21 protein-coding genes and 1 tRNA gene are annotated in these 26,927 nt (G+C 57.0%); 10 read left to right on the top strand and 12 right to left on the bottom strand.

Going from position 1 to position 26,927, the window contains the following annotated elements; all coding sequences use genetic code 11:
* The first annotated feature begins 470 nt into the window (after positions 1 to 470).
* A complete protein-coding gene (locus ACEWZM_RS16200) occupies positions 471 to 743 on the top strand; it encodes a YrhK family protein (RefSeq protein WP_414007420.1) in 273 nt (90 codons plus the stop codon).
* A 189-nt stretch (positions 744 to 932) separates the two neighbouring features.
* On the opposite strand, the gene lon is transcribed toward ACEWZM_RS16200, so the two are convergent.
* The 3 genes from lon to tgt all read right to left on the bottom strand — a co-directional run bounded on the left by lon (position 933) and on the right by tgt (position 5,080).
* Positions 933 to 3,347 (bottom strand): endopeptidase La, encoded by a 2,415-nt coding sequence (gene lon / locus ACEWZM_RS16195; RefSeq protein WP_414007419.1) that lies wholly within the window; start codon positions 3,345 to 3,347, stop codon positions 933 to 935.
* A 281-nt stretch (positions 3,348 to 3,628) separates the two neighbouring features.
* Positions 3,629 to 3,781, bottom strand: coding sequence for a hypothetical protein (locus tag ACEWZM_RS16190; protein ID WP_414007418.1), 153 nt, complete (start codon positions 3,779 to 3,781; stop codon positions 3,629 to 3,631).
* Between the two features lie 168 nt (positions 3,782 to 3,949).
* Entirely contained in the window at positions 3,950 to 5,080 is a 1,131-nt protein-coding gene (gene tgt, locus ACEWZM_RS16185) for a tRNA guanosine(34) transglycosylase Tgt (RefSeq protein ID WP_414007417.1), read from the bottom strand.
* 415 nt (positions 5,081 to 5,495) lie between these two features.
* On the opposite strand from tgt, the gene ACEWZM_RS16180 reads away from it, so the two are divergent.
* Together ACEWZM_RS16180 and ACEWZM_RS16175 are read left to right on the top strand one after the other, a co-directional pair.
* A complete protein-coding gene (locus ACEWZM_RS16180) occupies positions 5,496 to 6,389 on the top strand; it encodes an SPFH domain-containing protein (protein ID WP_414007416.1) in 894 nt (297 codons plus the stop codon).
* On the top strand, positions 6,386 to 6,664 hold the full coding sequence (locus ACEWZM_RS16175) for an NfeD family protein (protein WP_414007415.1): 279 nt from the start codon (positions 6,386 to 6,388) through the stop codon (positions 6,662 to 6,664). Before ACEWZM_RS16180 ends, ACEWZM_RS16175 begins: the two co-directional genes overlap by 4 nt.
* Before the next feature lie 438 nt (positions 6,665 to 7,102).
* Here the strand turns inward: ACEWZM_RS16175 and ACEWZM_RS16170 are convergent.
* The 3 genes from ACEWZM_RS16170 to ACEWZM_RS16160 all read right to left on the bottom strand — a co-directional run bounded on the left by ACEWZM_RS16170 (position 7,103) and on the right by ACEWZM_RS16160 (position 8,563).
* Positions 7,103 to 7,188, bottom strand: a tRNA-Leu gene (locus ACEWZM_RS16170).
* A 186-nt stretch (positions 7,189 to 7,374) separates the two neighbouring features.
* Complete coding sequence (locus ACEWZM_RS16165; RefSeq protein ID WP_414007414.1) at positions 7,375 to 8,019, bottom strand: tetratricopeptide repeat protein; 645 nt, start codon at positions 8,017 to 8,019, stop codon at positions 7,375 to 7,377.
* A 70-nt stretch (positions 8,020 to 8,089) separates the two neighbouring features.
* The gene (locus ACEWZM_RS16160) at positions 8,090 to 8,563 is read right to left on the bottom strand and encodes an Lrp/AsnC family transcriptional regulator (protein ID WP_414008063.1); all 474 of its coding nucleotides are present in this window, start codon (positions 8,561 to 8,563) and stop codon (positions 8,090 to 8,092) included.
* A gap of 148 nt (positions 8,564 to 8,711) precedes the next feature.
* Here ACEWZM_RS16160 and putA point away from each other — a divergent pair, with 148 nt between their 5' ends.
* The 3 genes from putA (at position 8,712) to ACEWZM_RS16145 (ending at position 13,475) form a co-directional block, all read left to right on the top strand.
* Entirely contained in the window at positions 8,712 to 12,176 is a 3,465-nt protein-coding gene (gene putA / locus ACEWZM_RS16155) for a bifunctional proline dehydrogenase/L-glutamate gamma-semialdehyde dehydrogenase PutA (protein WP_414007413.1), read from the top strand.
* 68 nt (positions 12,177 to 12,244) lie between these two features.
* The gene (locus ACEWZM_RS16150) at positions 12,245 to 13,021 is read left to right on the top strand and encodes a rhomboid family intramembrane serine protease (RefSeq protein ID WP_414007412.1); all 777 of its coding nucleotides are present in this window, start codon (positions 12,245 to 12,247) and stop codon (positions 13,019 to 13,021) included.
* A gap of 40 nt (positions 13,022 to 13,061) precedes the next feature.
* Positions 13,062 to 13,475, top strand: a complete 414-nt coding sequence (locus ACEWZM_RS16145; protein ID WP_414007411.1) for a GFA family protein — start codon at positions 13,062 to 13,064, stop codon at positions 13,473 to 13,475.
* A 116-nt stretch (positions 13,476 to 13,591) separates the two neighbouring features.
* Here the strand turns inward: ACEWZM_RS16145 and ACEWZM_RS16140 are convergent, their stop codons facing one another.
* Both ACEWZM_RS16140 and ACEWZM_RS16135 read right to left on the bottom strand, forming a co-directional pair.
* Positions 13,592 to 14,377, bottom strand: a complete 786-nt coding sequence (locus ACEWZM_RS16140) for an inositol monophosphatase family protein (protein WP_414007410.1) — start codon at positions 14,375 to 14,377, stop codon at positions 13,592 to 13,594.
* 209 nt (positions 14,378 to 14,586) lie between these two features.
* Positions 14,587 to 15,492 (bottom strand): LysR family transcriptional regulator, encoded by a 906-nt coding sequence (locus tag ACEWZM_RS16135; protein ID WP_414007409.1) that lies wholly within the window; start codon positions 15,490 to 15,492, stop codon positions 14,587 to 14,589.
* A gap of 94 nt (positions 15,493 to 15,586) precedes the next feature.
* Here ACEWZM_RS16135 and metF point away from each other — a divergent pair, with 94 nt between their 5' ends.
* Positions 15,587 to 16,456 carry a methylenetetrahydrofolate reductase [NAD(P)H] gene (gene metF, locus ACEWZM_RS16130; RefSeq protein WP_414007408.1) on the top strand — a complete coding sequence of 290 codons (870 nt, stop codon included), beginning with the start codon at positions 15,587 to 15,589 and terminating at the stop codon, positions 16,454 to 16,456.
* Positions 16,457 to 16,555: 99 nt separating this feature from the next.
* Positions 16,556 to 17,077, top strand: coding sequence for a PaaI family thioesterase (locus ACEWZM_RS16125; RefSeq protein ID WP_414007407.1), 522 nt, complete (start codon positions 16,556 to 16,558; stop codon positions 17,075 to 17,077).
* Positions 17,078 to 17,105: 28 nt separating this feature from the next.
* On the opposite strand, the gene ACEWZM_RS16120 is transcribed toward ACEWZM_RS16125, so the two are convergent.
* From ACEWZM_RS16120 to ACEWZM_RS16105, 4 genes are all read right to left on the bottom strand, one after another.
* Positions 17,106 to 17,648, bottom strand: coding sequence for a GNAT family N-acetyltransferase (locus ACEWZM_RS16120; RefSeq protein WP_414007406.1), 543 nt, complete (start codon positions 17,646 to 17,648; stop codon positions 17,106 to 17,108).
* 174 nt (positions 17,649 to 17,822) lie between these two features.
* Positions 17,823 to 19,010 carry a DUF2235 domain-containing protein gene (locus ACEWZM_RS16115; RefSeq protein ID WP_414007405.1) on the bottom strand — a complete coding sequence of 396 codons (1,188 nt, stop codon included), beginning with the start codon at positions 19,008 to 19,010 and terminating at the stop codon, positions 17,823 to 17,825.
* Entirely contained in the window at positions 18,988 to 21,285 is a 2,298-nt protein-coding gene (locus ACEWZM_RS16110) for a xanthine dehydrogenase family protein molybdopterin-binding subunit (protein WP_414007404.1), read from the bottom strand. The genes ACEWZM_RS16115 and ACEWZM_RS16110 overlap by 23 nt, the downstream gene beginning before the upstream one ends.
* 118 nt (positions 21,286 to 21,403) lie before the next feature.
* Entirely contained in the window at positions 21,404 to 22,555 is a 1,152-nt protein-coding gene (locus tag ACEWZM_RS16105) for a type III PLP-dependent enzyme (protein WP_414007403.1), read from the bottom strand.
* Positions 22,556 to 22,664: 109 nt separating this feature from the next.
* Here ACEWZM_RS16105 and ACEWZM_RS16100 point away from each other — a divergent pair, with 109 nt between their 5' ends.
* Positions 22,665 to 23,102 (top strand): Lrp/AsnC family transcriptional regulator, encoded by a 438-nt coding sequence (locus tag ACEWZM_RS16100; protein ID WP_414007402.1) that lies wholly within the window; start codon positions 22,665 to 22,667, stop codon positions 23,100 to 23,102.
* Positions 23,103 to 23,482: 380 nt separating this feature from the next.
* The gene (locus ACEWZM_RS16095) at positions 23,483 to 26,671 is read left to right on the top strand and encodes a valine--tRNA ligase (RefSeq protein ID WP_414007401.1); all 3,189 of its coding nucleotides are present in this window, start codon (positions 23,483 to 23,485) and stop codon (positions 26,669 to 26,671) included.
* Positions 26,672 to 26,927 lie beyond the last annotated feature (256 nt).

Below are 26,927 nucleotides of genomic sequence, written 5' to 3'. Positions count from 1 at the left end.
ATCTTCTTGTACTCGAATAATCGATCACACGATCAGAACCCAACAGCAGAAATCCGATCAAAGTCATGGCGCCGGCCAGCCGAAAGACGTTGTTGCGTAAAAAGCCCGTATAGGTAGACCAGCGTAGATTTATCATAGGTACACGTCCTGTCTTCGAGCACCCATCTCAATGGTTAGTAGTTGATTGCTACGCATATTACTGTCTAGCCTATATGCGCGCCTCAACAGCCCAATGCATGATCCGACGGCCTGTTTTCCAGAAATAGATTTCTACTATTCAATAACTTATACAAAAATACCCATTCAGAACGCCACGCTAAACCTGAAAACGATTTTGGGCGACCCGGCACTTGGCCGGATAGCGCCAGGTCAGCGAACAGCTGCCCTGGCATCAGAAGCGTTGAACAGACACGCCTAATTGGCGTTTATCTTACGCTACACGTCATCAAGCTTGTACAAAGGACTGCCCTATGTCTCTGTTTCATCTCGACAATCGAAACCGCAGTGATAAGCACAAGAAGATCTACGCCTACTGCGAGATCGCCTACACTATTGTCGACGTCTCCGCCGCAGTTCTGTTTGTAATCGGCAGTGTATTGTTCTTCCGGGAAGAAACGACTTACGTCGGTACATGGCTGTTTCTGATCGGTTCAATTCTGTTTGGCCTACGCCCTACGATAAAACTCTACCGAGAATACTTTTACCTTCGGTTGGGCGACTATGAGGACATCACCCATCAATGACAGCAGGCCGATGATATGCCGCCCGTCCCGAACATCCCCTACTAAGAGACTGATGGTGAAAACATGCCAATTAGACAAAACGGGCAGCCCACAAGGACTGCCCATTCCAATTTCAATAAGACCTAATTTCAATACCACGTCTGATCTTTCAAGGCTGGGAGCTACCCTTCCCTTGGACCAATGAGCAGATCAATGGGCGGTGGCACCTGCACCGCCGTCAGGCGTGCCTAAAGCCGCCTTGGCGGCAGCTGCTGCTTCCTCGGCGGCCTCATCCCACTCAATGGGTTCAGGTGTGCCGGTCAGCGCGTGTTTCAGAACCTCGGACACGTGGCTGACGGGGATAATAGTCAGTCCTTCTTTCACGTTATCCGGAATATCCGGCAGGTCTTTTTCATTTTCCTGTGGGATCAACACTGTTTTGATACCGCCACGCAGGGCCGCAAGGAGTTTTTCCTTCAGCCCGCCAATGGCCGTCGCGTTGCCGCGCAAGGTGACCTCACCAGTCATGGCAATGTCCTTGCGGACAGGAATACCCGTCAGAACCGATACAATCGCCGTTACCATTGCCAGACCGGCACTTGGCCCATCCTTTGGCGTGGCCCCGTCTGGGACGTGAACGTGAATATCGATCTTGTCGAACTTGGGCGGTTTCACACCCAGTTGTGGAGAGATTGAGCGCACATAGCTCGATGCTGCCTCAATCGACTCCTTCATGACATCGCCCAGCTTACCGGTGGTCTTCATCCGACCCTTGCCCGGCAGGCGCAACGCTTCAATGCTCAACAGCTCACCGCCGACCGATGTATAGGCCAGACCGGTAACAACGCCGACCTGATCTTCTTTCTCCGCCAAACCATAGCGATACTTCGCAACACCAAGGAAATCATCAAGATTATCGTCCGTGACAGACACGCTCTCGGTTTCCTTCTTGACGATCTTGGTCAGCGACTTCCGCGCAACTTTGGCGATTTCACGCTCCAGATTTCGTACACCTGCCTCGCGGGTATAGGTCCGGATGATCTCGGTCAGCGCCTCATCTGTCAGCTCAAATTCCTTGGACTTCAGCCCGTGGTTCTTAACCTGCTTAGAGATCAAATGCTGCTTGGCAATCTCGTGCTTCTCATCTTCGGTGTAGCCAGATAGGGGAATGATCTCCATCCGGTCCAACAGCGGTCCTGGCATGTTGTAGCTGTTCGATGTGGTCAGGAACATCACGTTTGACAGGTCATATTCCACCTCAAGATAGTGGTCTATGAAGGTCGCGTTCTGTTCGGGATCCAACACCTCGAGCATGGCCGACGCTGGGTCGCCCCGGAAATCCTGCCCCATCTTGTCGATTTCATCGAGCAAGATCAGCGGGTTTGTGGTCTTGGCTTTTTTCAGTGCCTGAATAATCTTACCGGGCATGGAACCGATATAGGTCCGACGGTGGCCACGGATCTCGCTCTCGTCGCGCACGCCCCCAAGTGAGATCCGGATAAACTCCCGGCCCGTTGCTTTGGCCACAGATTTGCCAAGCGATGTTTTACCGACACCCGGAGGACCAACAAGGCACAGGATCGGCCCTTTCAGCTTAACCGAGCGTTGCTGCACCGCTAGATATTCAACGATACGTTCCTTGACCTTCTCGAGGCCATAGTGATCAGCGTCCAGAATTTCCTGAGCCCGGCTCAAGTCTTTCTTCACACGTGATTTGGTGCCCCAAGGCAGCGCCAAAATCCAGTCGAGGTAGTTGCGCACAACTGTGGCCTCGGCAGACATCGGCGACATATTTTTCAGCTTTTTCAACTCGCCTTCGGCTTTTTCGCGCGCCTCTTTCGACAGTTTTGTCTCGGCGATCTTGGCTTCCAGTTCCGCGACCTCGTTAGAGCCGTCTTCGCTGTCGCCAAGCTCCTTCTGAATGGCCTTCATCTGCTCATTCAGGTAGTATTCGCGCTGGGTCTTTTCCATCTGCGTTTTCACGCGGGTTTTGATCTTCTTTTCGACCTGCAACACCGACAGCTCGCCCTGCATCAAGCCATAGACCTTCTCGAGACGTTCGCTCACAGACAGTGTTTCCAGAAGATCCTGCTTGTTGTCGACCTCAATCCCAAGGTGGCCGGCGACCAGATCCGCCAGCTTGGCAGGCTCCGTGGTCTCGCCAACAGCGCTCAGCGCTTCTTCCGGAATGTTCTTGCGTACTTTGGCATAGCGCTCGAACTCGTCACCAACGGTACGTAGCAGTGCTTCTACGGTGGTAACATCGCCGGGCATCTCGCTGAGATACTCCGCACGCGCCTCAAAGAAGTTGTCGTTTTCGAGGTACTCGGTGATTTTCACACGGGCATGGCCCTCGACCAAAACCTTCACGGTTCCATCGGGCAGCTTCAGCAGCTGCAATACATTGGCCAGAACACCAACATTGTAGATACCGTCGGATTGCGGATCATCTTCGGCCGGATCGATCTGACTGGACAGCAGGATCTGCTTGTCGTCTGTCATCACTTCTTCCAAGGCACGCACCGATTTTTCCCGTCCGACAAACAACGGTACAATCATATGTGGGAACACAACGATATCGCGCAGCGGCAAGACAGGGTAGGATGAATTGAGTGGCTCTTGCATACTCGGTCCTTTGGTTTGGCAAGACGCCCCTGCCCCGGTTGCCGGCAGCTTTGGCGCGTCTCCTCATTGGATATTTTATCTGGTGCAGCGGAGGATGAATTTCAACCGCCCTGCCTCAATGTTTGGGTTCACATTGCCCGCAGCGCGCCCGGACCACAAGGGCGCAAATAAGCACAAGGATACCAAATGGTGAAGAGCGGCCACGGCGGGCCACTCTTTCAGGGATTTTGTTAACAAATGCGTTGCCTTCCGCACCACTTTGGGTGCGGCGTTTACAAGACCTAGTCGATCGAACCAGCACTCAGATGGCTCAGGTTACCTCCGCTGGCACGAGGATCGCCGCTATTGCCAATCAGCGCGAATATCGCCACGCCTGTCGCCAGCAAAATCATCAGCGAACAATGCGCAAGTCCTGTTGAAACGGTGTCATTCATCGGGTCTCTCCACTTCGTAGTTCCATTCCTACGTTGCAGTACAACCCTGATTTGTGGCGCAAAAGTGGTCCGGCTTGGTCGCAAGAATGAACATTCATTCAAGTTTTCAAGACCCCAAGCATACGCGCCCTTCTAGGACATCTGGCAGCGAAACTACAGCAAGCCCTTTTACAAAGGATCAATATCGCCTTGCGCACGGGTGTCGTGGAAATCCTTCTGCCAAGCCTCAAAGGTACCCACTGCAATCGCGTCGCGCATACCTTGCATGATGTCTTGGAAATACTGCAGATTGTGCCAGGTTAGCAGCATTCCCGAAATCATCTCATTGCTGCGGAACACATGGTGCAAATAAGCGCGTGAATAGCTCGAACACGCGGGGCAAGAACAAGATGCATCCAGCGGGCGTGGATCATCCTGATGGCGGGCGTTTTTGATATTCACCACCCCCTGACGGGTAAAGGCCTGACCAGTGCGGCCCGACCGTGACGGCAGAACGCAATCCATCATGTCAATCCCTCGCGCCACCGCGCCAACGATATCATCCGGCTTTCCAACGCCCATAAGATAGCGCGGCTTGTCTTGCGGCAGCATATCGGGCGCATAATCCAGACAGCCGAACATTGCCTCCTGACCTTCGCCTACGGCCAGCCCACCTACTGCGTAGCCGTCAAATCCGATACCGCGCAGCGCCTCTGCGCTCTCTTCGCGCAGATCCTGCTCAAGCCCACCCTGCATGATGCCAAACAATGCGTGGCCCGGACGGTCGCCAAAGGCATCACGCGAGCGCTCTGCCCATCGCATGGAGAGGCGCATGCTTTCAGCAATGCGGTTCCGGTCAGCTGGCAACGCAGGGCATTCATCGAAGCACATCACAATGTCGGAGCCCAACAGCTTCTGGATCTCCATAGACCGTTCCGGCGTCAGCTCATGTTTAGAGCCATCGATATGACTTTTGAATGTGACGCCCCTTTCGGTCAGCTTACGCAGCCCCGCCAGCGACATAACCTGGAACCCACCGCTGTCAGTCAGGATAGGGCGCTCCCAATTCATGAACTTATGCAGCCCACCCAAACGATCAATCCGCTCGGCAGTCGGGCGCAGCATTAGGTGATAGGTATTGCCCAGCAGGATATCGGCACCCGTTGCACGCACACTTTCGGGCATCATCGCTTTCACCGTTGCGGCCGTGCCCACCGGCATAAACGCAGGCGTACGGATCTCGCCACGCGGTGTATCAATCACACCTGTGCGGGCCTTGCCATCGGTGGCTTTCAGTTCAAACGAGATTTTCGGCGCCATGATATCTTCCTTGGGCTGTCATATGCAGTGTCCCGACGCAGCGGGTGAATTTCCAACGGGATCATCTGCCACTTGAACCCTTAGCCTCTGCGATTTGAATACAGATCAGCAGAACTTGCCGGATGTGCCTCATCTCGCCACGGTTTTCAAGCCGTAGCTGCCGTCAAGTCGCCACTGCTTTCAAGCGTGCATGGTATTCAAGCTTGCATGGCCTACACCCGCTGGGCGCCGCATCGCTTTGGGCTTTGTTCTGCGACAGCAAAGCCGTCGTTCCCCTTGCCTGCCCCAAATGCACGCGCCATAGAGAAGAAGAAATCTCCACCGCCCGATCTAGAGACATGTTAGCATGACCTTGAAATATCGAGCGACAAAGATCAAATGCATACCATAGCATACAATATAATTGCGAGGCCAAATGTCTGAAGAATTCCTACTAGCCCTGCTAACGCAGAACATTATCTATATCCTGGGTGCGATCTTCCTGGTCATCCTGATCTTCAAAGGGATCCGGATCGTACCACAGTCTGAAAAATACGTGGTCGAGCGCTTCGGCCGCTTGCACGCGGTGCTTGGCCCCGGCATCAATTTTATCGTACCATTGCTGGATTCCGTAGCCCATAAAGTCTCTATTCTTGAGCGCCAACTGCCCAATGCAACGCAGGATGCTATTACCAAAGACAATGTGCTGGTGCAGATCGACACCTCTGTGTTTTACCGTATTCTTGAACCAGAAAAGACCGTCTACCGGATCCGCGATGTCGACGGTGCCATCGCCACAACAGTGGCCGGAATTGTGCGCGCTGAAATCGGCAAGATGGACCTGGATGAGGTACAGTCTAACCGCTCGCAGCTGATCGGCCAGATTCAACACAGTGTTGAAAGCGCCGTGGACGATTGGGGCATCGAAGTCACCCGCGCCGAGATCCTGGATGTGAACCTTGATCAGGCCACACGCGACGCGATGCTGCAGCAGCTCAACGCTGAACGCGCCCGCCGGGCCCAGGTGACCGAGGCCGAAGGTCAGAAACGCTCGGTCGAGCTGGCCGCTGACGCCGAACTCTATGCCGCTGAGCAAACCGCCAAAGCGCGTCGCATTCAGGCAGATGCTGAAGCCTACGCCACCGAAGTCGTCGCCAAGGCGATTGCCGAAAACGGGCTGGAGGCTGCGCAGTATCAGGTTGCCCTGAAACAGGTCGAAGCACTCAACGCCCTTGGCGCTGGCGAAGGCAAACAGACTATTCTGGTGCCTGCCAATGCGATTGAGGCCTTTGGCAACGCCTTCAACATGCTGAAAGGGCCCAGGAAATGACCGCGATGCTGTCGATCTGGTGGGTCTGGATCGCCATCGCGATTGGCCTCGCCATCGTCGAGATACTGGCGCCGGGGTTCATCTTCCTTGGCTTCGCACTCGGGGCTGTGGTGGTCGGGATTATCCTGGCCATCACCCCTGCAGGCAGCATCTCCCTACCCGTGCTTCTCTTAATCTACGCTGCGCTCTCTCTGATCGCATGGCTCGCCCTACGTCACAGCTTCAAAGCGCCAAAAGGCCAAGTGAAGCACTTTGACAGCGATATCAATGATTGAGGAATACCCCGTCCAGTGCCCGCTGGGCGGGGTATCTTCTAGGCTTCAGATGCCGGGGCACTTTGTCCGTTGAAAGCAGCAAGGCTGTGTCTTGAGATCGCAAATGTCTGGGCGCCCAGAGCCTTCACCAAATTGCGGTAACTCCCGGAACAAAAACTCACGAGCATAAGCACGGCTAAAGCAGCCAAGTAAGTTAGCGCAAGATGTCGTGCGTCTTGAGCTGAAGGCTATTCAACCCAAACGGCAATGCAAATCAACTCGCCCCCGGGAGCGCGCCTCAGTGAACTTACGCACCGTGCGGAAAATAGGCGTAAACGAATACACATCCCCCCGCTTCCATCCCCCCGCTTCAAGGGTAGATACCCGGCTCTCGAAAAACCGTAACCTTGTTGTTTTGTAAGGATAAATACTCAAACACATACAGTTCGGTTTGAGCAATGGTGCGGACGGCGGGACTCGAACCCGCACGGCCATACGGCCAGGAGATTTTAAGTCTCCGGTGTCTACCATTCCACCACGTCCGCACAACAGTCAATGCCCGTTGCAGATACAGACCTACCGAGGACGCCGCAGCGGTACAATGGGATAATTCCCCCTCAGGAGAATTTTTTCCAAGATCAGAACAGAGATCAAAATGAGCAGCGCCTCGCCAAAACTCGCCACGCCCTATGGATCCAGCAGCACATCGTCAGAACCGGCATTTATGCCGACTACAACTCCACATCGGGATCAGGCGTATCCGGTCTTGCACCTTCAGGTGCCAGCGGCCCACCAGGTGCTCCTAGGTGCCGTTCGGGCAGCCAGGGGTTCAGCGCCAAGGCCTGCTCCAGGGCCGTGCGTGCTTCTGGCAGACGGGACAGACCGTACAGCGATAGTGCGCGACCGCTCAGCGCAGCTACATGGCGCGGAGATCGGGCAAGCGCGCGATCAAGATCCTCTAGTGCGGCAGCAAAATCGCGGCGTAAATAATGTACAAACGCTCGTTGATTATAGCCCTCGGCGTAGTCGGGACAATACTCTACCAACCTGTCAAAGGCCTCAAGCGCACCCAAGAAATCAAAAGCAGATCGCCGCGTCATCCCGCGATCCAACAGCGCCTGCGCCTGTGCATTCGGTGCATCCGCCCAATATTGCCAGAACTGATTAGAGATCTGCTGTGCCGTCACCTCATCGGGTGCTGCTTGAACACGATTGATCAAGACCTCAATTGCGGGCTGGTGATCCGGTGCGGCTGGGCATGTTGCAGTCTCAGTCGGGGCATCTTCCTGCCCTGCTGCCATATCCGGAGCTAAGGCTACAGCAGCGCCAAAACCAAAAACAACAAGCGGAGCAATCCATATTGATATCTGTCTCATGCCCCAAGTTTGGCGCAAAGCCGCCGCCGGACAAGTAACGATTTCGCGTGCAGCGCGTCTTCAGCACTGATCACGGCAGAAGTGTACTGTCCTCGATCACGGCCTGCATCGCAACATAAGTGGAGGTCGAGGCCACATGAGGCAGCGCCGAAATCTTCTCTCCAAGCACTGCGCGATAGGTCGACATCGACTGCGTTCTAACCTTCAGCAGATAGTCAAAATGCGAGGCCATCAAATGCGCTTGCTCTATCTCCGGCACCCGTGCAAGCGCCGCATTGAACTTCGCCAGCGCCTCCTCACGGGTGTCGTTCAGCCTCACCTCGACAAAGGCAACGTGATCCAACCCCAGTCGAATGGGATCTATCAAGGCACGATACCCGGTGATTATGCCATCTGCCTCCAACCGTCGCAGCCGTGCCTGGGTCGGCGTTTTTGACAGGCCAATACGCCGTGCAAGATCTGCAATGGAAATCCTTCCATCCTCCCCAAGCGCCTTCAGAATCGCCTGATCGAAACGATCCATTCCCGGAACATCCATTTGCATCGATACTCTACCCAATTTTAGTCTTTTCTCCTTCTGAATACATAATTTTAGCCGATTATCCTAGGTATTTCACATTACAATACACAGATAGACCAACCCCGACTTGCCCTATTCAAAAGCGCAGCGGTTCTTTCGGAGAGTTCCCAAAATGACAGCGACCGACACACAGCCGACACCCTCCTTAGGTGCAGATCAGGACATAGCCCTGCGCTATCGCATTGATGCGGATACATATGCTGATCAAAACGACATGCGGGATCAGCTGTTTGAGCTTGCCGATCTGAGCACAGTAGATCGCAGTACCATCAGCGCCAATGCAGCCGCTTTGGTGCGTGATATCCGGGGCCATTCCTCCCCCGGATTGATGGAGGTTTTTCTCGCTGAATACGGCCTTTCCACCGAGGAAGGTGTCGCCCTGATGTGTCTCGCCGAGGCGCTCTTACGGGTGCCCGATGCCGATACCATTGATGCGCTGATAGAGGATAAGATCGCGCCATCGGAATGGGGCAAACATCTTGGAAAATCCACCTCCTCTCTGGTCAATGCCTCTACCTGGGCGCTGATGCTGACGGGCAAGGTGCTGGATGAAAAACGCAGCCCTGTCTCCGCACTACGCGGGGCGATCAAACGTCTGGGTGAGCCGGTGATCCGCACCGCAGTCAGCCGCGCAATGAAGGAAATGGGACGCCAGTTCGTGCTTGGCGAAACCATTGAAAGCGCCATGAAACGTGCCGCCAACATGGAGGCCAACGGCTACACGTACTCTTACGACATGCTGGGCGAAGCCGCGCGCACGGAAGCTGACGCCGCTCGCTATCATCTGGCCTATTCCCGTGCCATTTCTGCCATCGCCGCTGCCTGCCACAGCGAAGACATACGCGAAAACCCTGGCATCTCGGTCAAGTTGTCAGCCTTGCACCCCCGCTATGAGCTGGCACAGGAAACCCGTGTCATGGAGGAGCTTGTTCCGCGCCTGCAAGCGCTCGCCCTTCTGGCCAAAGCAGCAGGCATGGGGCTCAATGTCGATGCCGAGGAAGCCGACCGCCTGTCGCTATCGCTAGAAGTCATAGAAGAAGTGATCTCAGATCCCGCACTGGCAGGCTGGAACGGCTTTGGCGTGGTAGTTCAGGCCTACGGCCCCCGCACCGGTGCCGCGTTGGACGCATTGTATGAAATGGCCAACCGCTATGATCGTCATCTGATGGTTCGCCTGGTGAAAGGCGCATATTGGGATACCGAGGTGAAACGCGCTCAGGTCGAGGGCGTCGACGGCTTCCCCGTCTATACCCATAAGTCACTGACCGATGTCTCCTACATCGCCAACGCCCGCAAGCTGTTGTCGATGACCGATCGGATCTATCCACAGTTCGCCACCCATAATGCACATACGGTGTCTGCCATTCTGCATATGGCCACAGACACCGATACTGGCGCATATGAATTCCAACGCCTGCATGGCATGGGCGAAACGCTGCACAATATGGTGCTGGAGCAAAAACAGACCAACTGCCGCATCTATGCACCGGTTGGTGCGCACCGTGATCTGCTCGCCTATCTGGTTCGCCGCTTGCTGGAAAATGGCGCCAACAGCTCGTTTGTGAACCAGATCGTGGATGAAAACGTAGCACCCGAAGTCGTAGCCGCTGATCCCTTTGCGCAGGTCGAGGATCTGACCGCAAACCTACGCAATGGGCCGGACTTGTTCCAACCTGAACGGCCCAACTCCATGGGGTTTGACCTTGGCCATGCCCCCAGCCTCGCGGCAATCAATGCCGCCCGCGCGCCTTGGAAGAGCCACGGCTGGACCGCAGAGCCTTTGTTGGCCAAGGCGCCCGCGTCCGCCAGCACCACAGACACCCCGGTGCGCAATCCTGCCGACCTGACAACGGTGGGCCGCGTGCACACAGCGGGTGAGGCAGAAATCGAGGCTGCACTTAGCGCCGCAACCCCTTGGACCGACAGCGCCGAAACCCGTGCGCGGGTCCTGAACCGCGCCGCTGATCTTTACGAAGAAAATTATGGCGAACTGTTTGCGCTCTTGACCCGCGAGGCGGGCAAGACCCTGCCCGACTGCGTTGCAGAGCTGCGCGAAGCCGTGGATTTCCTGCGCTACTATGCGGCCCGTATCCCAGCCGCTGATCCCGTAGGCGTCGTTACTTGCATTTCGCCGTGGAATTTTCCGCTGGCGATCTTCTCAGGTCAGATCGCGGCAGCACTGGCGGTCGGCAATGCTGTGCATGCGAAACCTGCCGAGCAAACCCCACTGATTGCACATTGCGCAATCTCGCTGTTGCACGAAGCCGGAGTACCGCGCAGCGCCTTACAGCTCTTGCCCGGTGACGGCGCTGTTGGTGGGGCCCTCACATCTGATCCGCGTGTGGGCGGCGTTGCCTTCACCGGCTCAACCGCAACCGCCCTGAAAATCCGCGCCGCTATGGCAGAGCATCTGCACCCCGGCGCGCCGCTGATTGCCGAGACCGGTGGCCTCAATGCCATGATAATTGACAGCACGGCATTGCCGGAACAGGCCGTGCAATCCATTGTCGAAAGTGCGTTCCAATCTGCTGGTCAACGCTGCTCGGCCCTGCGTTGCCTCTATTTGCAGGAAGACATCGCCGACAACGTTCTGAAAATGCTTACGGGGGCTATGGATGCCCTGCGCCTTGGCGATCCCTGGAACCTGTCAACCGACAGTGGCCCCGTAATCGACAACACCGCACGCAGCGGCATTCTGGCCCATATCGACACGGCCCGAAGCGAGGGCCGCGTGCTAAAGGAGATGACCGCACCACAGGGTGGCACATTCGTCGCTCCCACACTTATCGAAATCCACGGAATAGATGCGTTAGAGCATGAAATCTTTGGCCCGGTCCTGCATGTGGTGCGTTTCAAATCGCAGGATCTTGACCGGATCATCGACGATATCAACGCAACCGGGTACGGTCTGACCTTCGGCCTGCACACGCGGATCGATGATCGTGTGCAGTATATCTGCGACCGCATCCACGCTGGGAACCTCTATGTGAACCGCAACCAGATCGGGGCGATTGTTGGAAGCCAACCGTTTGGCGGCGAAGGTCTCTCTGGCACCGGTCCCAAGGCAGGCGGTCCCTTCTACATGATGCGTTTCTGCGCACCGGACCGGCAGCAAGGAACAGATACCTGGCCTGCGGACGCACCGATGATGTCCACACGCCCTGCGCCTACTGGCCAGCCGATGCAGGAGATCACCACCAGCCTGCCCGGCCCCACCGGGGAATCGAACCGGTTGTCACAGCTAGCCCGCCCGCCATTGCTCTGCCTTGGGCCGGGACCGAAGGCCGTTGCAGCACAAGCCCGCTCAGTTCATACCCACGGCGGCACCGCCATCGAGGCGACAGGCCCACTCGACATGCGCCAGTTGCTTGTCATGGAAGACATCTCCGGTGTGATCTGGTGGGGGGACGAGGCAACAGCTCGCGAGATCGAGACCTGGCTCGCACGGCGTGACGGGCCGATCCTGCCCTTCATACCGGGCCGGCCCGACATTGCGCGAGTTCAGGCAGAACGCCATGTCTGTGTCGACACCACAGCTGCAGGCGGCAACGCTGCCCTCCTTGGTGGTATGGGCTGATTCACATCATTCCCGCCACCAATCGGTAAGCTCTTGACGCTGGGCCATATTCGGCCCAGCGTTCTCGCATGTTTCCGATCCGTGACCATAATCCGTCGGGGCGTACGCCCTATGTGACCTATGCGCTGATAATAGCGAATATCGCGATCTTTGTGCTGACATATTTCGGCTATGACAACCCGCGGCGCCTTACTGCTCTCTACAACGCTTACGCGCTGCTCCCGGCCGAGGTCGTGGCGGGCTATGACTGGCAAACCCTCCTCACCTCGACCTTCCTACATGCGGGCTGGATGCATCTGGGCGGCAACATGCTGTTTCTCTGGATCTTTGGCGACAATATGGAAGATGAGATGGGGCACTTCATCTTTCTGGCTTTCTACGTCGTTTGCGGCATTGGTGCGGGGCTGATCCATGTTGCCAGTGCGCCGACCTCTTTGATACCCTTGGTTGGCGCCTCTGGGGCCATTGCAGGCGTAATGGGCGGTTATCTGTTGCTGTTTCCCAAGGCGCGCGTTGATATCCTCCTGATCCTCATTGTCTATTTTCGTGTCTTTTCGATCCCGGCCTTTGTGATGCTGGGCCTCTGGCTCGGCATGCAGTTTCTGGGCGGTATCGGATCCAATCCACAGGCTGGCGGCGTCGCGTACTGGGCGCATGCCGGCGGGTTTGGCGTAGGGCTGGTGCTGACAATCCCGCTGTGGCTGCGACGTGGCGGACGGGCCTATTGGGATAAAACCCATGGCCAACCGCCGCACCCCGAAACCAGCTATTCGGCCAGCCGCATCCCCCGCGTGCAACGCAAACGCTCTGCCGGTGACCGGCGCAATACCCCCTGGGGCAAATAGACACCTACCACATCGCAACACCAACAAAGAGCCCGCCCCGATGACATCAAGCACTGCCTCTCAGCCAACCGCTAACCCGATTTCGTGTCGGGCAAACTGTCACTGCGGTGCGGTTTCAATCACAGCGGAGCTCCCTTATGGTCTCGGATCTACTGGGCGTTGCAACTGCTCTTTCTGCATCCGCAGAGGGGCTGCTGCTGTCACGGCCCGAACCGCCAGTCTGACCATCCTGAAAGGTGCAGAGAACCTCTGCCTCTACACTTGGGGCAGCCACACGGCCAAACATTACTTTTGTAAGACCTGTGGCATCTACGTCTATCACCAACGCCGCTCCGACCCCGCAGAATGCGGCATCAATCTGGGCTGCATTGATGGTGGCAACCCCCGCACCCATGCAGAGATCTATGGTGAAATCCCATGGCACGATGGGGTCAATCATCCGTCGGACAGATAAGGCGACCAACCTGCGCTCTATGCGCTCCGAATCGCAGACATCTCGCAACAAAAAAACGCGACCCGAAGGCCGCGTTTCAAAACCGGATATCCGGGCCGGATGGTTTCCAGAACAGATCAGTCCCGGATCACCTTGGCGAAGGTTTCGAAAATCGCTTCGTTGGCGCAGAGCACATCCCCTGAGGTCACGATATCGTCCTCTGGCTTCACGGCTTCGATCAGACCGCCCGCTTCTTGCACGATGATCACACCAGCGGCCACATCCCAGGCATTCAGGCGGCGCTCCCAATAGCCTTCGTAGCGGCCCGCCGCCACGTAAGCCAGATCCAGCGCTGCGGCACCCCAACGGCGCACACCGGCGCAGGCAGGCATCAGACGCGCCAGATCCTGCAGAGTTTCTGGCAGATCCGAGCGGCCGGCAAACGGCAGACCGGTAGCAAAGATTGATTCAATCATACGATGACGGCCAGACACCCGCATCCGGGTGTCATTCATCCATGCGCCCGCGCCCTTCTCGGCAAAGAACATTTCATCCTTGGCAGCGTCATAGACCACGCCAGCCACAACCTTGCCCTTGTGTTCAAGCGCGATGGAAATGGCCCAATGCGGCAGGCCGTGAAGAAAGTTCGTTGTCCCATCAAGAGGATCCACGATCCAACGGCGGGTCGGATCTACGCCTTCTTCCTCGCCACCCTCTTCGGCCAACCAGCCATATGTCGGGCGCGCGCCCATCAACTCTTCTTTCAGGATCTTCTCGGCTGCGATATCGGCCTTGGAAACAAAATCCCCTGCACCCTTTCTCGACACCTGAAGGTTTTCAACTTCCCGAAAATCCTTGACCAGCGACCGGCCCGCCTTACGGGCAGCTTTGATCATGATGTTGAGGTTTGCGCTGCCAATCATACGAAAGACTCCTGAGCGAAAGAGGGGGAGATGTCGGTCAAACCGTGCCTATACGCGCCTCATTGGCACTTGCCAAGGCCCAAAGGAGCTTATGCGCGCTATCCAGACACATGAAAGCTATGTCTCAGACGCATGAGTAGCAAAGACCGAACGTTTTGGCCGGATCGGCGCTCATTTCACCCCGGCCTCTCGCCGCCAGCTACAAGGCCCTACTGCTGTTGCAGTTTGCGCGCCTCCACCTTGGCCAGCCGGATCAGCTCCTGCATATAGGGTTTTTCGCGATCCTCGCTGCGGATCGCCGCATAAAGCCTGCGGGTTATCCCCTTTGAGGTCAGCGGCCGTGTGACATAGTCTGAGGAGTACTTCACCTCCCGCACAACCCAATCAGGCAAGACTGAAATGCCCCGGTTGGAGGCCACCAGCAGCAGGATGACGGCCGTCAGCTCCACCTGCCGGATATGAGCAGGGTCCACGCCCGCCGGTGTCAGCAGCTGACTGAATATATCCAACCGTGTCTTGTCCACCGGATAGGTAATCAGGGTCTGGCCGCGGAAATCCTCGGCATCGATATGGCTTTTCTCAGCCAACGGATGCAGTGCGGATGCGACAAAGACAGGTTTGTAGTCAAAGAGTTCAATAAACTCGATCCCTGGCAAAACCTCTGGGTCAGAAGAAATCACCAGATCAACCTCCTCCTTTTGCAACGCAGGCATCGCGTCAAAGGCCAGTCCAGGACGAATATCCACATCGACATCAGCCCAGTTCTTGCGAAGGCCTTCCAAAACCGGAAACAGCCATTCAAAGCAGGCATGGCATTCAATGGCGATGTACATTCGCCCGGTGTTTCCATCCCGGAGCGCTGAAAACTCTGCCTGCATCGCCTCCACTTGCGGCAGCACCTGCTCCGCCAGCCGCAACAGCCGCAATCCGGCGGCTGACAGCTTCATCGGTTTAGAGCGTCGCAGGAACAGTTCAACTCCCGCCTGATCCTCCAGCCCCTTGATCTGATGGCTCAGCGCACTCTGGGTAATATTCAGCTGATCCGCCGCCCTCGCCAGCCCGCCTTCCTGGTGAATGGCCTTAATGGTCCGCAAGTGTCGAAATTCGATATGCATATATCGCGCCATTCATATTGTTATTGAGTATTATGAAATTGTTTCACATTACCGTCTATGCAACAAGAGACGAAATCATGTGGAGCGCTTTTAGATGACGACCCCTGACATATCTTTTGAATTCTTCCCGCCGCAGTCTCTGGAAGCTTCATTTCGGCTCTGGGACACGGTGCAGACATTGGCACCGCTGGATCCGCGATTTGTCTCGGTGACTTATGGCGCAGGTGGTACCACACGTGATCTCACCCGTGAGGCCGTGGCAACCCTCCATAAATCTTCCGGTCTCAATGTGGCTGCGCATCTGACCTGTGTGAACGCCACAAAAACCGAAACCATGGAAATCGCCGATCAATTCGCAGAGGCTGGCGTCAGCGAGATTGTCGCCCTGCGCGGTGATCCACCCAAAGGGTCGGCAGGGTTTGAACCGCATCCGGAAGGTTATGCCAATTCGCTTGAGCTGATCTCCGCGTTGGCAGAACGTGATCAATTCTCTATCCGTGTCGGTGCCTACCCCGACCGCCACCCGGAGGCTGACAATGCACGGGCGGATGTGGACTGGCTCAAGCGCAAACTGGATGCAGGCGCGGACGAAGCACTGACACAGTTTTTCTTTGAGGCTGAGACATTCTTACGCTTTCGCGATGAGTGCGCAAAGGCAGGGATCGATACCAGCCGCATTACGCCCGGTATTTTGCCCATTGAGAACTGGAAGGGTGCGCGCAATTTTGCAAAACGCTGCGGCACCCCCATTCCTGCATGGGTAGATGACGCGTTTGACAAGGCGATCCGTGACAATCGTGAGGATCTTCTGGCCACAGCCCTGTGTACCGAGCTCTGCTCCGAACTGATGGAAAACGGCGTCGACAAGCTGCATTTCTACACACTCAATCGCCCCGAACTAACGCGCGATGTCTGCTTCGCGCTTGGCATCACGCCCGATGTCTCGCTGGAGAACGTGGCGTAGCGCTTGCTCCGCGCCAGACAGGCACCTAGCCTTTGATCTTGTCGCCCCTGCTTTTTGGCGGGGGCGTTTTTTGTTCGCTTCCCGGATCAGGAGTGCTGCATGTCATCACACACGGCCACCGCCACCCCGTCCAACCCACACCGCGCAACGGGCCCTCAGGATCTGATGCGGCCCGAAGACATCGCCCGGATTTCCGGACTGGACTTTATGCTGGGTATACTCAACGGGCGCCTGCCCGGCCCGCCTATCGGGGAAACTTTAGGGTATCACCTTCACAGCGTGGAACCCGGTAAGGTGGTCTTTCGCGGCACTCCCGAGTTTGCCGTCACCAATCCGTTGGGCACCGTCCATGGTGGTTGGTACGGAACCCTTCTCGATAGCGCCATGGCCTGCGCCGTAATGACCCACGTGCCCAAAGGGTCTGTCTATACGACCTTGGAATTCAAGGTGAATATCCTGCGCTCCATCCCCCTGGGTACTGAGATCGAGTGTGTAGGCATAACAGACCATGTCGGCCGCTCGACCGGCATTGCGCATGGTGAACTACGAGGCGTAGCGGATGGACGGCTCTATGCCACTGGCTCTACGACCTGTATCGTGATGGGCGTCACCCCGTCATAAGACCGCACCGCCATGCGTCACAAATGAGTTAAAGCGGCTTCACCAGACGATGCACGCGATGGTCATGCAGGCCTACCCGCATCTCGGCGCTGAAACCGGTCGGGCTGAAACCCTCACGTTCCCAAAAGGCGCGCGCTTTTGGGTTGGCCTCGATCACTGCCAGAAACATATGGGCTGACCCACGGCTCCGCGCCAACCCTTCAACATGGGTCAAAAACTGCTTGCCGCGCCCGTTTCCACGCGCCCAAGTGCCCAATATCATAAGGCCAAGATAGGCATCATCCTGTTCAGGAAAACCAAACGACAATTCCGCCAGCCCTGACAATCGACCCTCCAAGAACAGCCCTAGCCGATAAGACCTCGCGGGGTCACATCCCGGCGGCCCGTCCGTGAAAAAGCTCTCCGCTTTTTTTCGCCCTGGCGGGCCCCCTTCAACCAACAGCCAATAGTCCGGCGCGTCACGATAGAATGCGGCGACCAAATCAACATCGGCGCTTGGATCAAGCGAGCGAATGCTCGGTTGTAGCGTATCAATAACCTGATGGGCGGGGGCAGTTTCTCTGGCAATCATGATGTTAACCTAAACAGAATATCACGCTTGCAACATCCCCTTCTCGTTTGTGCAGAGCATGGGTGCGATTACTCGATCTTCGAGATCATTTTGCGATCTCAGCAGAGTGAACACCCATACCAACCTGAATATTCACACGTCAAAATACGCGAAATTTTTCTTCTACCGCGCGGACTAACGTGCCGCTTTCGACATGTTCGACTGCCACTGCGCAAGACGCTTTTCGGTGGCGTTGCTGCTCACGCTACTGTGCAGTCTCTCGCTACTGTCTCGTCCAACCTGACGATTGCCGCGTAGCAGAAAGATCTTACCCCAACTCCGCCAAGTCCCGACAGAGGGCGCGGTGGCATCCACAGGGAATCGCATGCGCCAGTCGCGCGGCAGTGGCAGGCCACAGTTTTCTGCCCGTTCCAACATCCACACGAGCGAGACATTGGCCAACGGCCGCGCGTCCTCAAAGCCGCCAAGATGTCCGCCCACATCGGCATGGCTGCCGCGGAACCAGACTTGTTCCACCCTGCCGCCATGGCCGTCCGGGTTTTCCCAAAGCACAGGTTCAAACACCCGCCGGGTCTCATCCAAGGCAAGCGCGTGAAACCCATTTTTCACATGCCTACCCAATTGGTGGTTATGAAACCCATGGCGCCGCTCCGCCCAGCGCCACAGCAGTGGCAGCCGGAGGCCCAGCGCCTTAACCGTGTCCCAGACACCAACCATTTCGATCTCTACATCTTTGTGACAATACCGGTCGCTAAAGGTCGAAGCCACGCAACCGCCGGTCTGCGCAGCCGCCTGCGGCGTCGCGCCAATATCAACGGACAGATCCATGCCCGCATCAGCTTCGGCCACGGTTGTCGCAGTGTTACGTATCCCGCTCGCTGACGCGCCGCCGCATTGATAGTGCCGATAAGCCGTGCGGATGTTGCGCACCGTGGCGTGCTCTGCCTTTAAGAGCCCAACCCCATCGATGACCCCGGCAAGCGAGCGCACAGCATAGGCTCCGCGCGAATAGCCCATGAGATAAATCCTGTCGCCCGGGCGATACCGCGAGGCCAGATAGCCATAGGCGCGACGGATCTGGCGATTGATACCACGACCGACCATCACGTCTGGTGTCTTGCGCCAACTTTGCCACTGGACGCCTGCTTCGTAAAAGACAGAAACCTGTGGACCCGCCTCACGACAAAGCCGATAGACCATTCCGGCGTGGGTTTCGCGGCCCGGCTCCAGCGTGGACATAGTCCCATCAAGAATAATCACATGCGCCTGCGGCCCACGCAGCTTAGTTTCTGCGGAATGCTCGGAGCGTAAAGGCCGCCCGAGCCATCCCAGAAGCCTCTTACTCAGCTGCGTCAGCGACATTCCTCAATGCTTCCCATACTCTAAGTGGTGTGAACGGCATCTCGATCTGCCGTATGCCACGGTCCCAGACTGCGTCCTGCACCGCATTAGCAACTGCTGCCAAAGCACCGACGGTCCCGGCCTCTCCGCACCCTTTCATGCCCATGGGGTTCTGCGTGGATGGCACAGGCGCAAAGTCTACATCAATCATCGGCACATCCGCCGCCCGCGGCAAGGCGTAGTCCATAAACGATGCTGTGAGCAGTTGCCCGTCCGCATCATAAACAACCCGCTCCAACAACGCCTGACCTATACCCTGCACCACGCCGCCATGCACCTGACCTTCGACCAGCAACGGATTGATCAGGTTTCCAAAATCATCGACCACTGTATAGCGATCAACGCGGTTGACACCTGTTTCCGGGTCGATCACGATCTCGGCAACATGGGCCCCGTTTGGAAACGAACGCCCCGGTAATTTGGCCCGTGCAGTGTGACGCAGCAACTCGTGATGACCTTGCGCACGGGCCATCTCAGCGGCCTCCACCAGGGATGGCCGCTGGTTGCTTCCGGGTGCGCTAAATCGCTCGCCGTCAAACTTAACCGAACCAGTATCAACCCCAAGTTCATCTGCCACAAAAGGGGTGAACGCGTCGATCATCACATCAATCGCAGCAAGGGTGGCATTGGCTTGGGTGGTCACTGATCGTGAGCCGCCTGTACCGCCCCCCTGCGCAATGCGGTCACTATCGCCTTGTATCACAGTGATATCGGCAACCGGGATCCCTGTCTGGTCCGCAAGAAACTGTGCATAGACCGTCTCATGGCCCTGCCCGTTGCTTTGCGTTCCGACATAGATGTTCACCCGCCCCTCCTCTTCAAAGGCTACTTCCGCGCTTTCAGAAGGATCGCCCAAAATACTTTCGATATAGTAACACAGCCCAACGCCCCGTAAATTTCCACGCCCGGCATCAGCCGACTTGCGCGCCGCAAACCCGGCCAGGTCCGCCGCCTCAGCAGTGTTTGCCAGCAGTTGGTGAAAATCTCCGACGTCATAGGTTTCGTCCGTCGCAGTCTTATAGGGGAACTGATCCGGCCTGATGAAATTGCGCCGCCGCAGTTCCCACGGATCGATGCCAAGCTCGCGCGCCGCTTGGTCCATCACGCGTTCGATCACATAGATCGCCTCCGGACGACCAGCGCCACGATAGGCATCGACCTGTGCTGTATTGGTATAGATCCCCTCCACCCGCAGCCAGGTCGTCTTGATATCATAGACCCCGGCCAACACCCGGCTGAACAATTGCGTCTGCACTGGCTGACCGAAATGCGAGTTATATGCACCAAGATTGCATTGGCTGTGTACACGGTAGCCAGTGATGCGCAGATCCGCGTCAAAAGCCAACTCCGCCAGCGATGTCAGATCGCGCCCCGCGTTGTCGCTCAGCATGGCCTCGGTCCGGTCCGACATCCATAGCACCGGTTTCCGTAGCAGTCGTGCGGCATGGGCCACGACAAAATACTCAGGATAGGGCATCGCTTTCATGCCAAAACCGCCGCCCACATCCGGCGTCGTCACATGAACAGCCTCTGCCGCCAACCCCAACTTGTCACTGAGCTGCTTTTTCATCGCCCAAACGCCCTGGCCGCCATAAGTGAACTGCAGCCGGTCATTGGCCCACATGGCAAAGCAACCGCGTGGCTCCATTGTGTTGACGATGATCCTGTTGTCTTCGACCTGCAGGGAAATGCGATGTGCGGCAGCTGCAAAGGCGGCCTCTGTAGCGGCCTCATCCCCCAAGCCCCAATCAAACGCCCGATTGTCAGGAGCTTCGGAATGCAGCGCTGCTCCACCAGCAACAAGGTCAGTCTTAACCGGTAGGTCGTCGATATCCAGATCAATCATCTCGCCTGCATCACGGGCCTGTTCCAACGTATCTGCCACGACCACCGCGATAGGTTCACCAACGAACCGCACCCGCGTGCGTGCCAACATCGGTCGCTCTGGGGCGGCGCCCTTGCTGTCATCTCGATTTGTGACCACAGCGCCATCCATGCCCACTGTTAGACCTGCGGCCTCCAGATCAGCCAGTGTCAGAACGGCCTGCACGCCCTCTGCTTCGCAGGCCATGTCCAGATCCAGATGAGTAATAGTGCCATGTGCAACCGGACTGCGCAGCACCCAGGCGCGTAACGCATCTGCAGGGGCCACATCTTCAAGATAGCGCCCCTGCCCGGTCAGAAATCTCACATCCTCAACCCGCTTTACGGGTTGGCTCTTGCCGAATTTATCCATGATTACCCTGGCCTCTATAACGCATTGGATCAGTGTTCCAAATGCGGAACATCAAAGGCAGTGCACAAGGCATCCCTTGCTCACTGCAAAATTGATCCTGTAAGAGGCGACATTAGCCTTAGGCGCGGGCTTGTCCAGACAGCTCAATCACTGTCGCTACGTCCGACAACCCATAACCATTGAACTGCGTGCTCATGGCAGAGGAATAGGCCCCAAGCCCCGGAAACAAAACGTAGTCACCGATCCGGGTGTCGCTGGGCAGGGGCAGCCCATCCGGCAATCGATCCAAGCTATCACAGGTTGGGCCAAAGACCACGCGTGGCTGGCATGCTGCCGCGCGGCGTGTACCGTCTGGCGCGACCACCTCAACCCGACCTGGCAGCCCCATATCGCGGATATCAACCAACCCGCCATAGATCCCATCATTAAGGAACACCACCTCACCTACCTTGCGCATGCCCTTGATCCGTGCCGCAAGGGTAAAGCATTCGGACACCATCGCGCGCCCTGGCTCACATATCAGCACCGGTTTGTCATCGCCAAAGGATTCATCCACTGCGGCGGAGATCGCAGCAAAGACCTTTTCCAGATCAGGGGCCACGCCATCGCGATTGGCCGCAAACCCGCCGCCTACGTTCAGCCGCGCAATCTTCACATCTGCCGCATCGATAATGCGTTTGGCCGCGTGGACATATTCCACCCAAGCGCTTTCGTCTTCACATTGGGTGCCCGGATGGAAACACAATGACGGCGTCCAGCCCTCTTCCGCGACCCGCTTCAGCAGCTCAACGGCCATCTCAGGCTCGGCCCCGAATTTGCTGCCAAAATCATAGGCAGCACCAGCGACCGGCAGTGCAAACCGCACAGCAATCTCACAGTGTTTCGGGACATTGGCCAGCTTGTCCAGCTCGCTGGCTTCGTCCACCGACCAGCTGGCCACGCCATGGGCAATCCCATCGGCAATCTCCACATCCGAGCGTACCGGATTATTGTAGTGCATCAGTGCATCCGGGCTGGCTGCACGGACCGCATCCATTTCTGCAGGAGACGCAACATCAAAGGCCGTGATCCCCGCCGCCACCAGATTAGACAACACCGCCGGATGTGGATTGGCCTTTACCGCATAGGTCACCAACCCCGGAAACCCGACCTGAAATCGGTTTGCCACCTCATGCAGGACACGTGGCGAAAAATACAGGATCGGGTGATCAGGAGTGCTGCGCGCCAGATGCGTTTCAGGAGAAAGCCAAAGAGGTGGGATCTGCTGCATGAATATCGGCCCTATTTGCTGTTTTCTCCAGTTTCCGCCAGAACGTCGTCGATTCCACTCGTCACTTTCACTATAGTGACGAAAAATAACGTCATATCGAAGGTGATATATGAAAACCGACGAAATAGACCAGCAGCTCCTGACGCTTTTGCGCGAAAACGCACGCCGCCCGGTGGCCGATCTGGCGCGTCGTTTAGGACTTGCGCGAACCACGGTGCAGGCCCGGATCGAGCGGCTGGAAACCTCAGGCGTGATCAGCGGCTATACGCTGCGCACATCCGCCGCCGCCAAACCCCCACTGCAGGCCACAGTGTTGATTTCAATCGAGCCGCGCTCCGGTCCTGAGGTTCTGGCCCGCCTGCGTGGATTGCCGGGGGTTGAAGTGGTGCATACAACATCCGGGCGTTTTGACCTCTTGGCACAAGTGGTGGCGCAATCCACAACCGAACTGGACGAGACGATTGACCGCATCGGCGAGGCGCGTGGCGTACGGTCCTCCGAAAGCCTGATCCATCTGGCAACGAAACTGGATCGCACGGGTCAATGAAGAGGCCGCAATGAATCGTGCGCCCGGCCACCCCTGCGGTATCCGCATCAAGGGCGCCCAGGCGGCTTGAACACATAGGCATTGGCAATCAGACCCCGGACCAGGCCCGGCATAAATAAGGCGGTTTGAAACTCCACCCCGGCTGATGAGATGCGACATCACGAACTGTCATCTTCATATCTCTGTCTCCAACATTGATCGTGTCGCAGTAACCTTAAGACGCCGTTATCGCCGGGTTCGTTCAATTTTATTTCTGTTTTCCACAGATCCCCCTCACTAAAGCCGCCAGACAGCCCCCGCCCCCTATCGAGACTTTCCCTTTCCCCATCCATTCGGTATGGGATGACCCGATCAGATGGATACGCAGGCAGGACATTCCGATGGCAATGGACAAGACATTTAACGCAGCCGAAGCTGAAACCCGGCTCTCCAAGGCATGGGAACAGGCGGGCTGTTTCCGCGCGGGCGCAAACGCCAAGCGCAGCGACACCTATTGCATCATGATCCCGCCGCCGAATGTCACCGGCGTCCTGCACATGGGACATGCCTTCAACAACACGTTGCAAGACATCCTGATCCGCTGGAAACGCATGCAGGGCTTTGACACCCTGTGGCAGCCCGGCACCGACCACGCCGGTATCGCCACCCAGATGGTGGTGGAGCGTGAGCTGGCCAAGACCCAACAGCCCTCCCGCGCCGAGCTTGGCCGCGAGAAATTCCTAGAAAAGATCTGGGAATGGAAAGAGCAATCCGGCGGCACCATCATTGAACAGTTGGAACGCCTTGGCGCCTCCTGCGATTTTGACCGCACCGCCTTTACCATGGCCGGTGCCCATGGTGACACCCGCACGGGCCACGAGAACTCGCCCAATTTCCACGACGCCGTGATCAAGGTGTTCGTGGAGATGTACAACAAGGGCCTCATCTACCGCGGTAAGCGACTGGTGAACTGGGACCCGCATTTTGAGACCGCGATTTCTGACCTTGAGGTGGAGAATATCGAGGTTGCCGGCCACATGTGGCACTTCAAATACCCGCTCGCGGGTGGGGCCACCTACACCTATGTGGAGAAGGACGAGGACGGCAACGTCACGCTGGAAGAAGAGCGCGATTATATCTCCATCGCCACCACACGACCCGAAACCATGCTGGGCGACGGGGCTGTCGCAGTACATCCCTCGGACGAACGCTACGCCCCCATCGTGGGCATGCTCTGCGAAATTCCAGTAGGTCCCAAGGCGCAGCGCCGCCTGATCCCGATCATCACCGATGAGTACCCGGATAAAGACTTTGGCTCTGGCGCGGTGAAAATCACCGGTGCCCATGATTTCAACGACTATCAGGTCGCCAAACGCGGCGGCATTCCGATGTATAACCTGATGGACACCAAGGCGAATATGCGCAGCGACGGCGCGCCTTACGTCCAAGAGGCCACAACCGCCCAAGCCATCGCCAATGGTGAGGCAGAATTCACCGAAGCCAGCATCGCCGCGATGAACCTGGTGCCAGAAGAATACCGTGGCCTGACCCGCGAAGCCGCACGCGAAGCAGTGATCGCCGATATCACCGCCGAGGGTCTGGCCGTGATGCAAACCGTGACCAAGACGGTGAAGGACGATGAGGGCAACGAGACCGAGGTGTCGGAAGTTGTTCCAATGGTTGAGAACAAGCCGATCATGCAGCCCCGTGGAGATCGCTCCAAAGTAGTGATCGAGCCGATGCTGACAGACCAGTGGTTTGTCGATGCCAAAAAGATTGTTGGCCCGGCGCTGGACGCCGTAAAAAACGGCACCGTCAAGATCCTGCCGGAATCGGGCGAGAAAGTATATTATCACTGGCTGGAAAACATCGAGCCCTGGTGCATCTCGCGCCAGCTGTGGTGGGGCCATCAGATCCCGGTTTGGTATACTTGGGTTCCCGACGATTGGGAAGCTGCCCAGCGTTACTGGACGTGGGTCGAATCGCTAGATTTTGATGCAGCCCCTCAAGAAGTAGAGATGCCTAGTGATTGCGAATATGGTTTCAAACTAGAAACTGTTTGCGCGACTAATGAAGTAGATGCGCTCCGGGAAATGAAAGAGCGCCTCCCTAACTTCGTCAAACTCTCGGAGCAGGACCAAGCCGGAACGATGTCCCGAAGACTGATGGGCGGAGACGGCGGTCAAAGTGGCGGCTTTGATAAAGATGGCAATTTTACAGCGTTTTTCATCCGCGACCCCGACGTGCTGGACACTTGGTTCTCCTCCGGTCTTTGGCCCATCGGCACGCTGGGCTGGCCAGAATGGTCTGAGGAAACCTCGAAATACTTCCCGACCTCCACACTGGTCACCGGCCAAGACATCTTGTTCTTCTGGGTGGCGCGGATGATGATGATGCAGCTGGCGGTTCTGGATCAGGATCTGCCGGTCGAACAGCGCATCCCGTTTGACACGGTCTACCTGCATGGCCTCGTGCGCGACGCCAAGGGCAAGAAGATGTCGAAATCCACCGGCAACGTGGTCGACCCGCTGGAGATCATCGACGAATACGGCGCCGACGCGCTGCGCTTTACCAATGCGGCGATGGCCAGCCTTGGAGGCGTGCTCAAGCTCGACATGAAGCGGATCGAAGGCTATCGCAACTTTGTCACCAAGATCTGGCAGGCCTGTTCCTATGGCGACAGCCAGCTTGATGCCTTCAGCGTGACGCGCAGCGCTGAGCCGCCCAAGGCCACCCTGCCCCTCAACCGCTGGATCATCGGTGAAATCGCCAAACTGCGCGAAGAGGTGGATGCGGGCTTTGAAAGCTTCCGCTTCAATGACGCCGCCAATGCGCTCTATTCGACCTTCTGGAACACCTTCTGCGACCGTTATCTGGAATTCACCAAACCGGTGTTTCAGGGCGACGATGCCGCCGCCAAGGAAGAAACCCGCGCCACATTTGCCTGGGCCATAGACCAGGCCCTGATCCTGATGCACCCCATCATGCCCTTTGTCACCGAAGAGCTGTGGAACATCACCGAAGGGCGCGGCGTCAAGATGGGCGCGGCATCGCAAATGCTGGCCCATGCGCAATGGCCCAGCTACACCGCCGCCGATCTGGTCGATGCCGAGGCTGAGGCGGAAATGAACTGGGTCATCGCAGTGATCGGCAATGTCCGCTCTGCCCGTGCGCAGCTGAATGTGCCGTCCGGGTCCATCGTGCCGATGCTGGTCACCGAAATGGACGCCGCCGCACAGGGTTACTGGGATCGCAACGCCGGTTTGATCCTGAACAAGGCCCGCATCGAGAGCCTGACCAAGGCACAGGATCTGCCCAAAGGGTGTATCTCAATTGGTGCGCCTGGTGCCTCCTTTGCGCTACCGCTGGCCGATATCATTGATGTCGCGGCAGAAAAGGCACGTCAGGAAAAGAACCTCGGCAAGCTGGCAAAGGAACTGGGTGGCCTGCGTGGGCGTTTGAAAAACCCCAAGTTCGCGGCGTCGGCCCCGGAAGAGGTCGTAGCAGAAGCCCGTGAAAATCTGGCTGCCCGCGAAGAGGAAGAAGCCAAGGTCAAAGACGCGCTCGCCCGCCTGTCCGAGATCGGCTGACGACTTCCAGATACGGGGCAAGCCATTGGCCTAACTACCGGTTTGCCCCGGTCTAGTCCATTCGCACGATATGCAAGCGTGTATTTGGGCCAGTATTCTGGCGTTAAAAACACCAACCACGCCCAATATGTGCGCAATGCGCCCGCCGCAGCTGATCGACCTCCGCAAATCTTCCGCATAAGGGGAAAAACCGCCCAATGCGATCATTGCCTTTGGATCCGTTCTGTATCAGCCTGACCCAACAGATAGATGTCCG

Origin of the sequence: Phaeobacter cretensis (genome assembly GCF_047372505.1) — a bacterium.
Taxonomy (GTDB): Bacteria; Pseudomonadota; Alphaproteobacteria; order Rhodobacterales; family Rhodobacteraceae; genus Phaeobacter; species Phaeobacter cretensis.
This window is presented reverse-complemented; position numbering and strand designations above follow the sequence as displayed.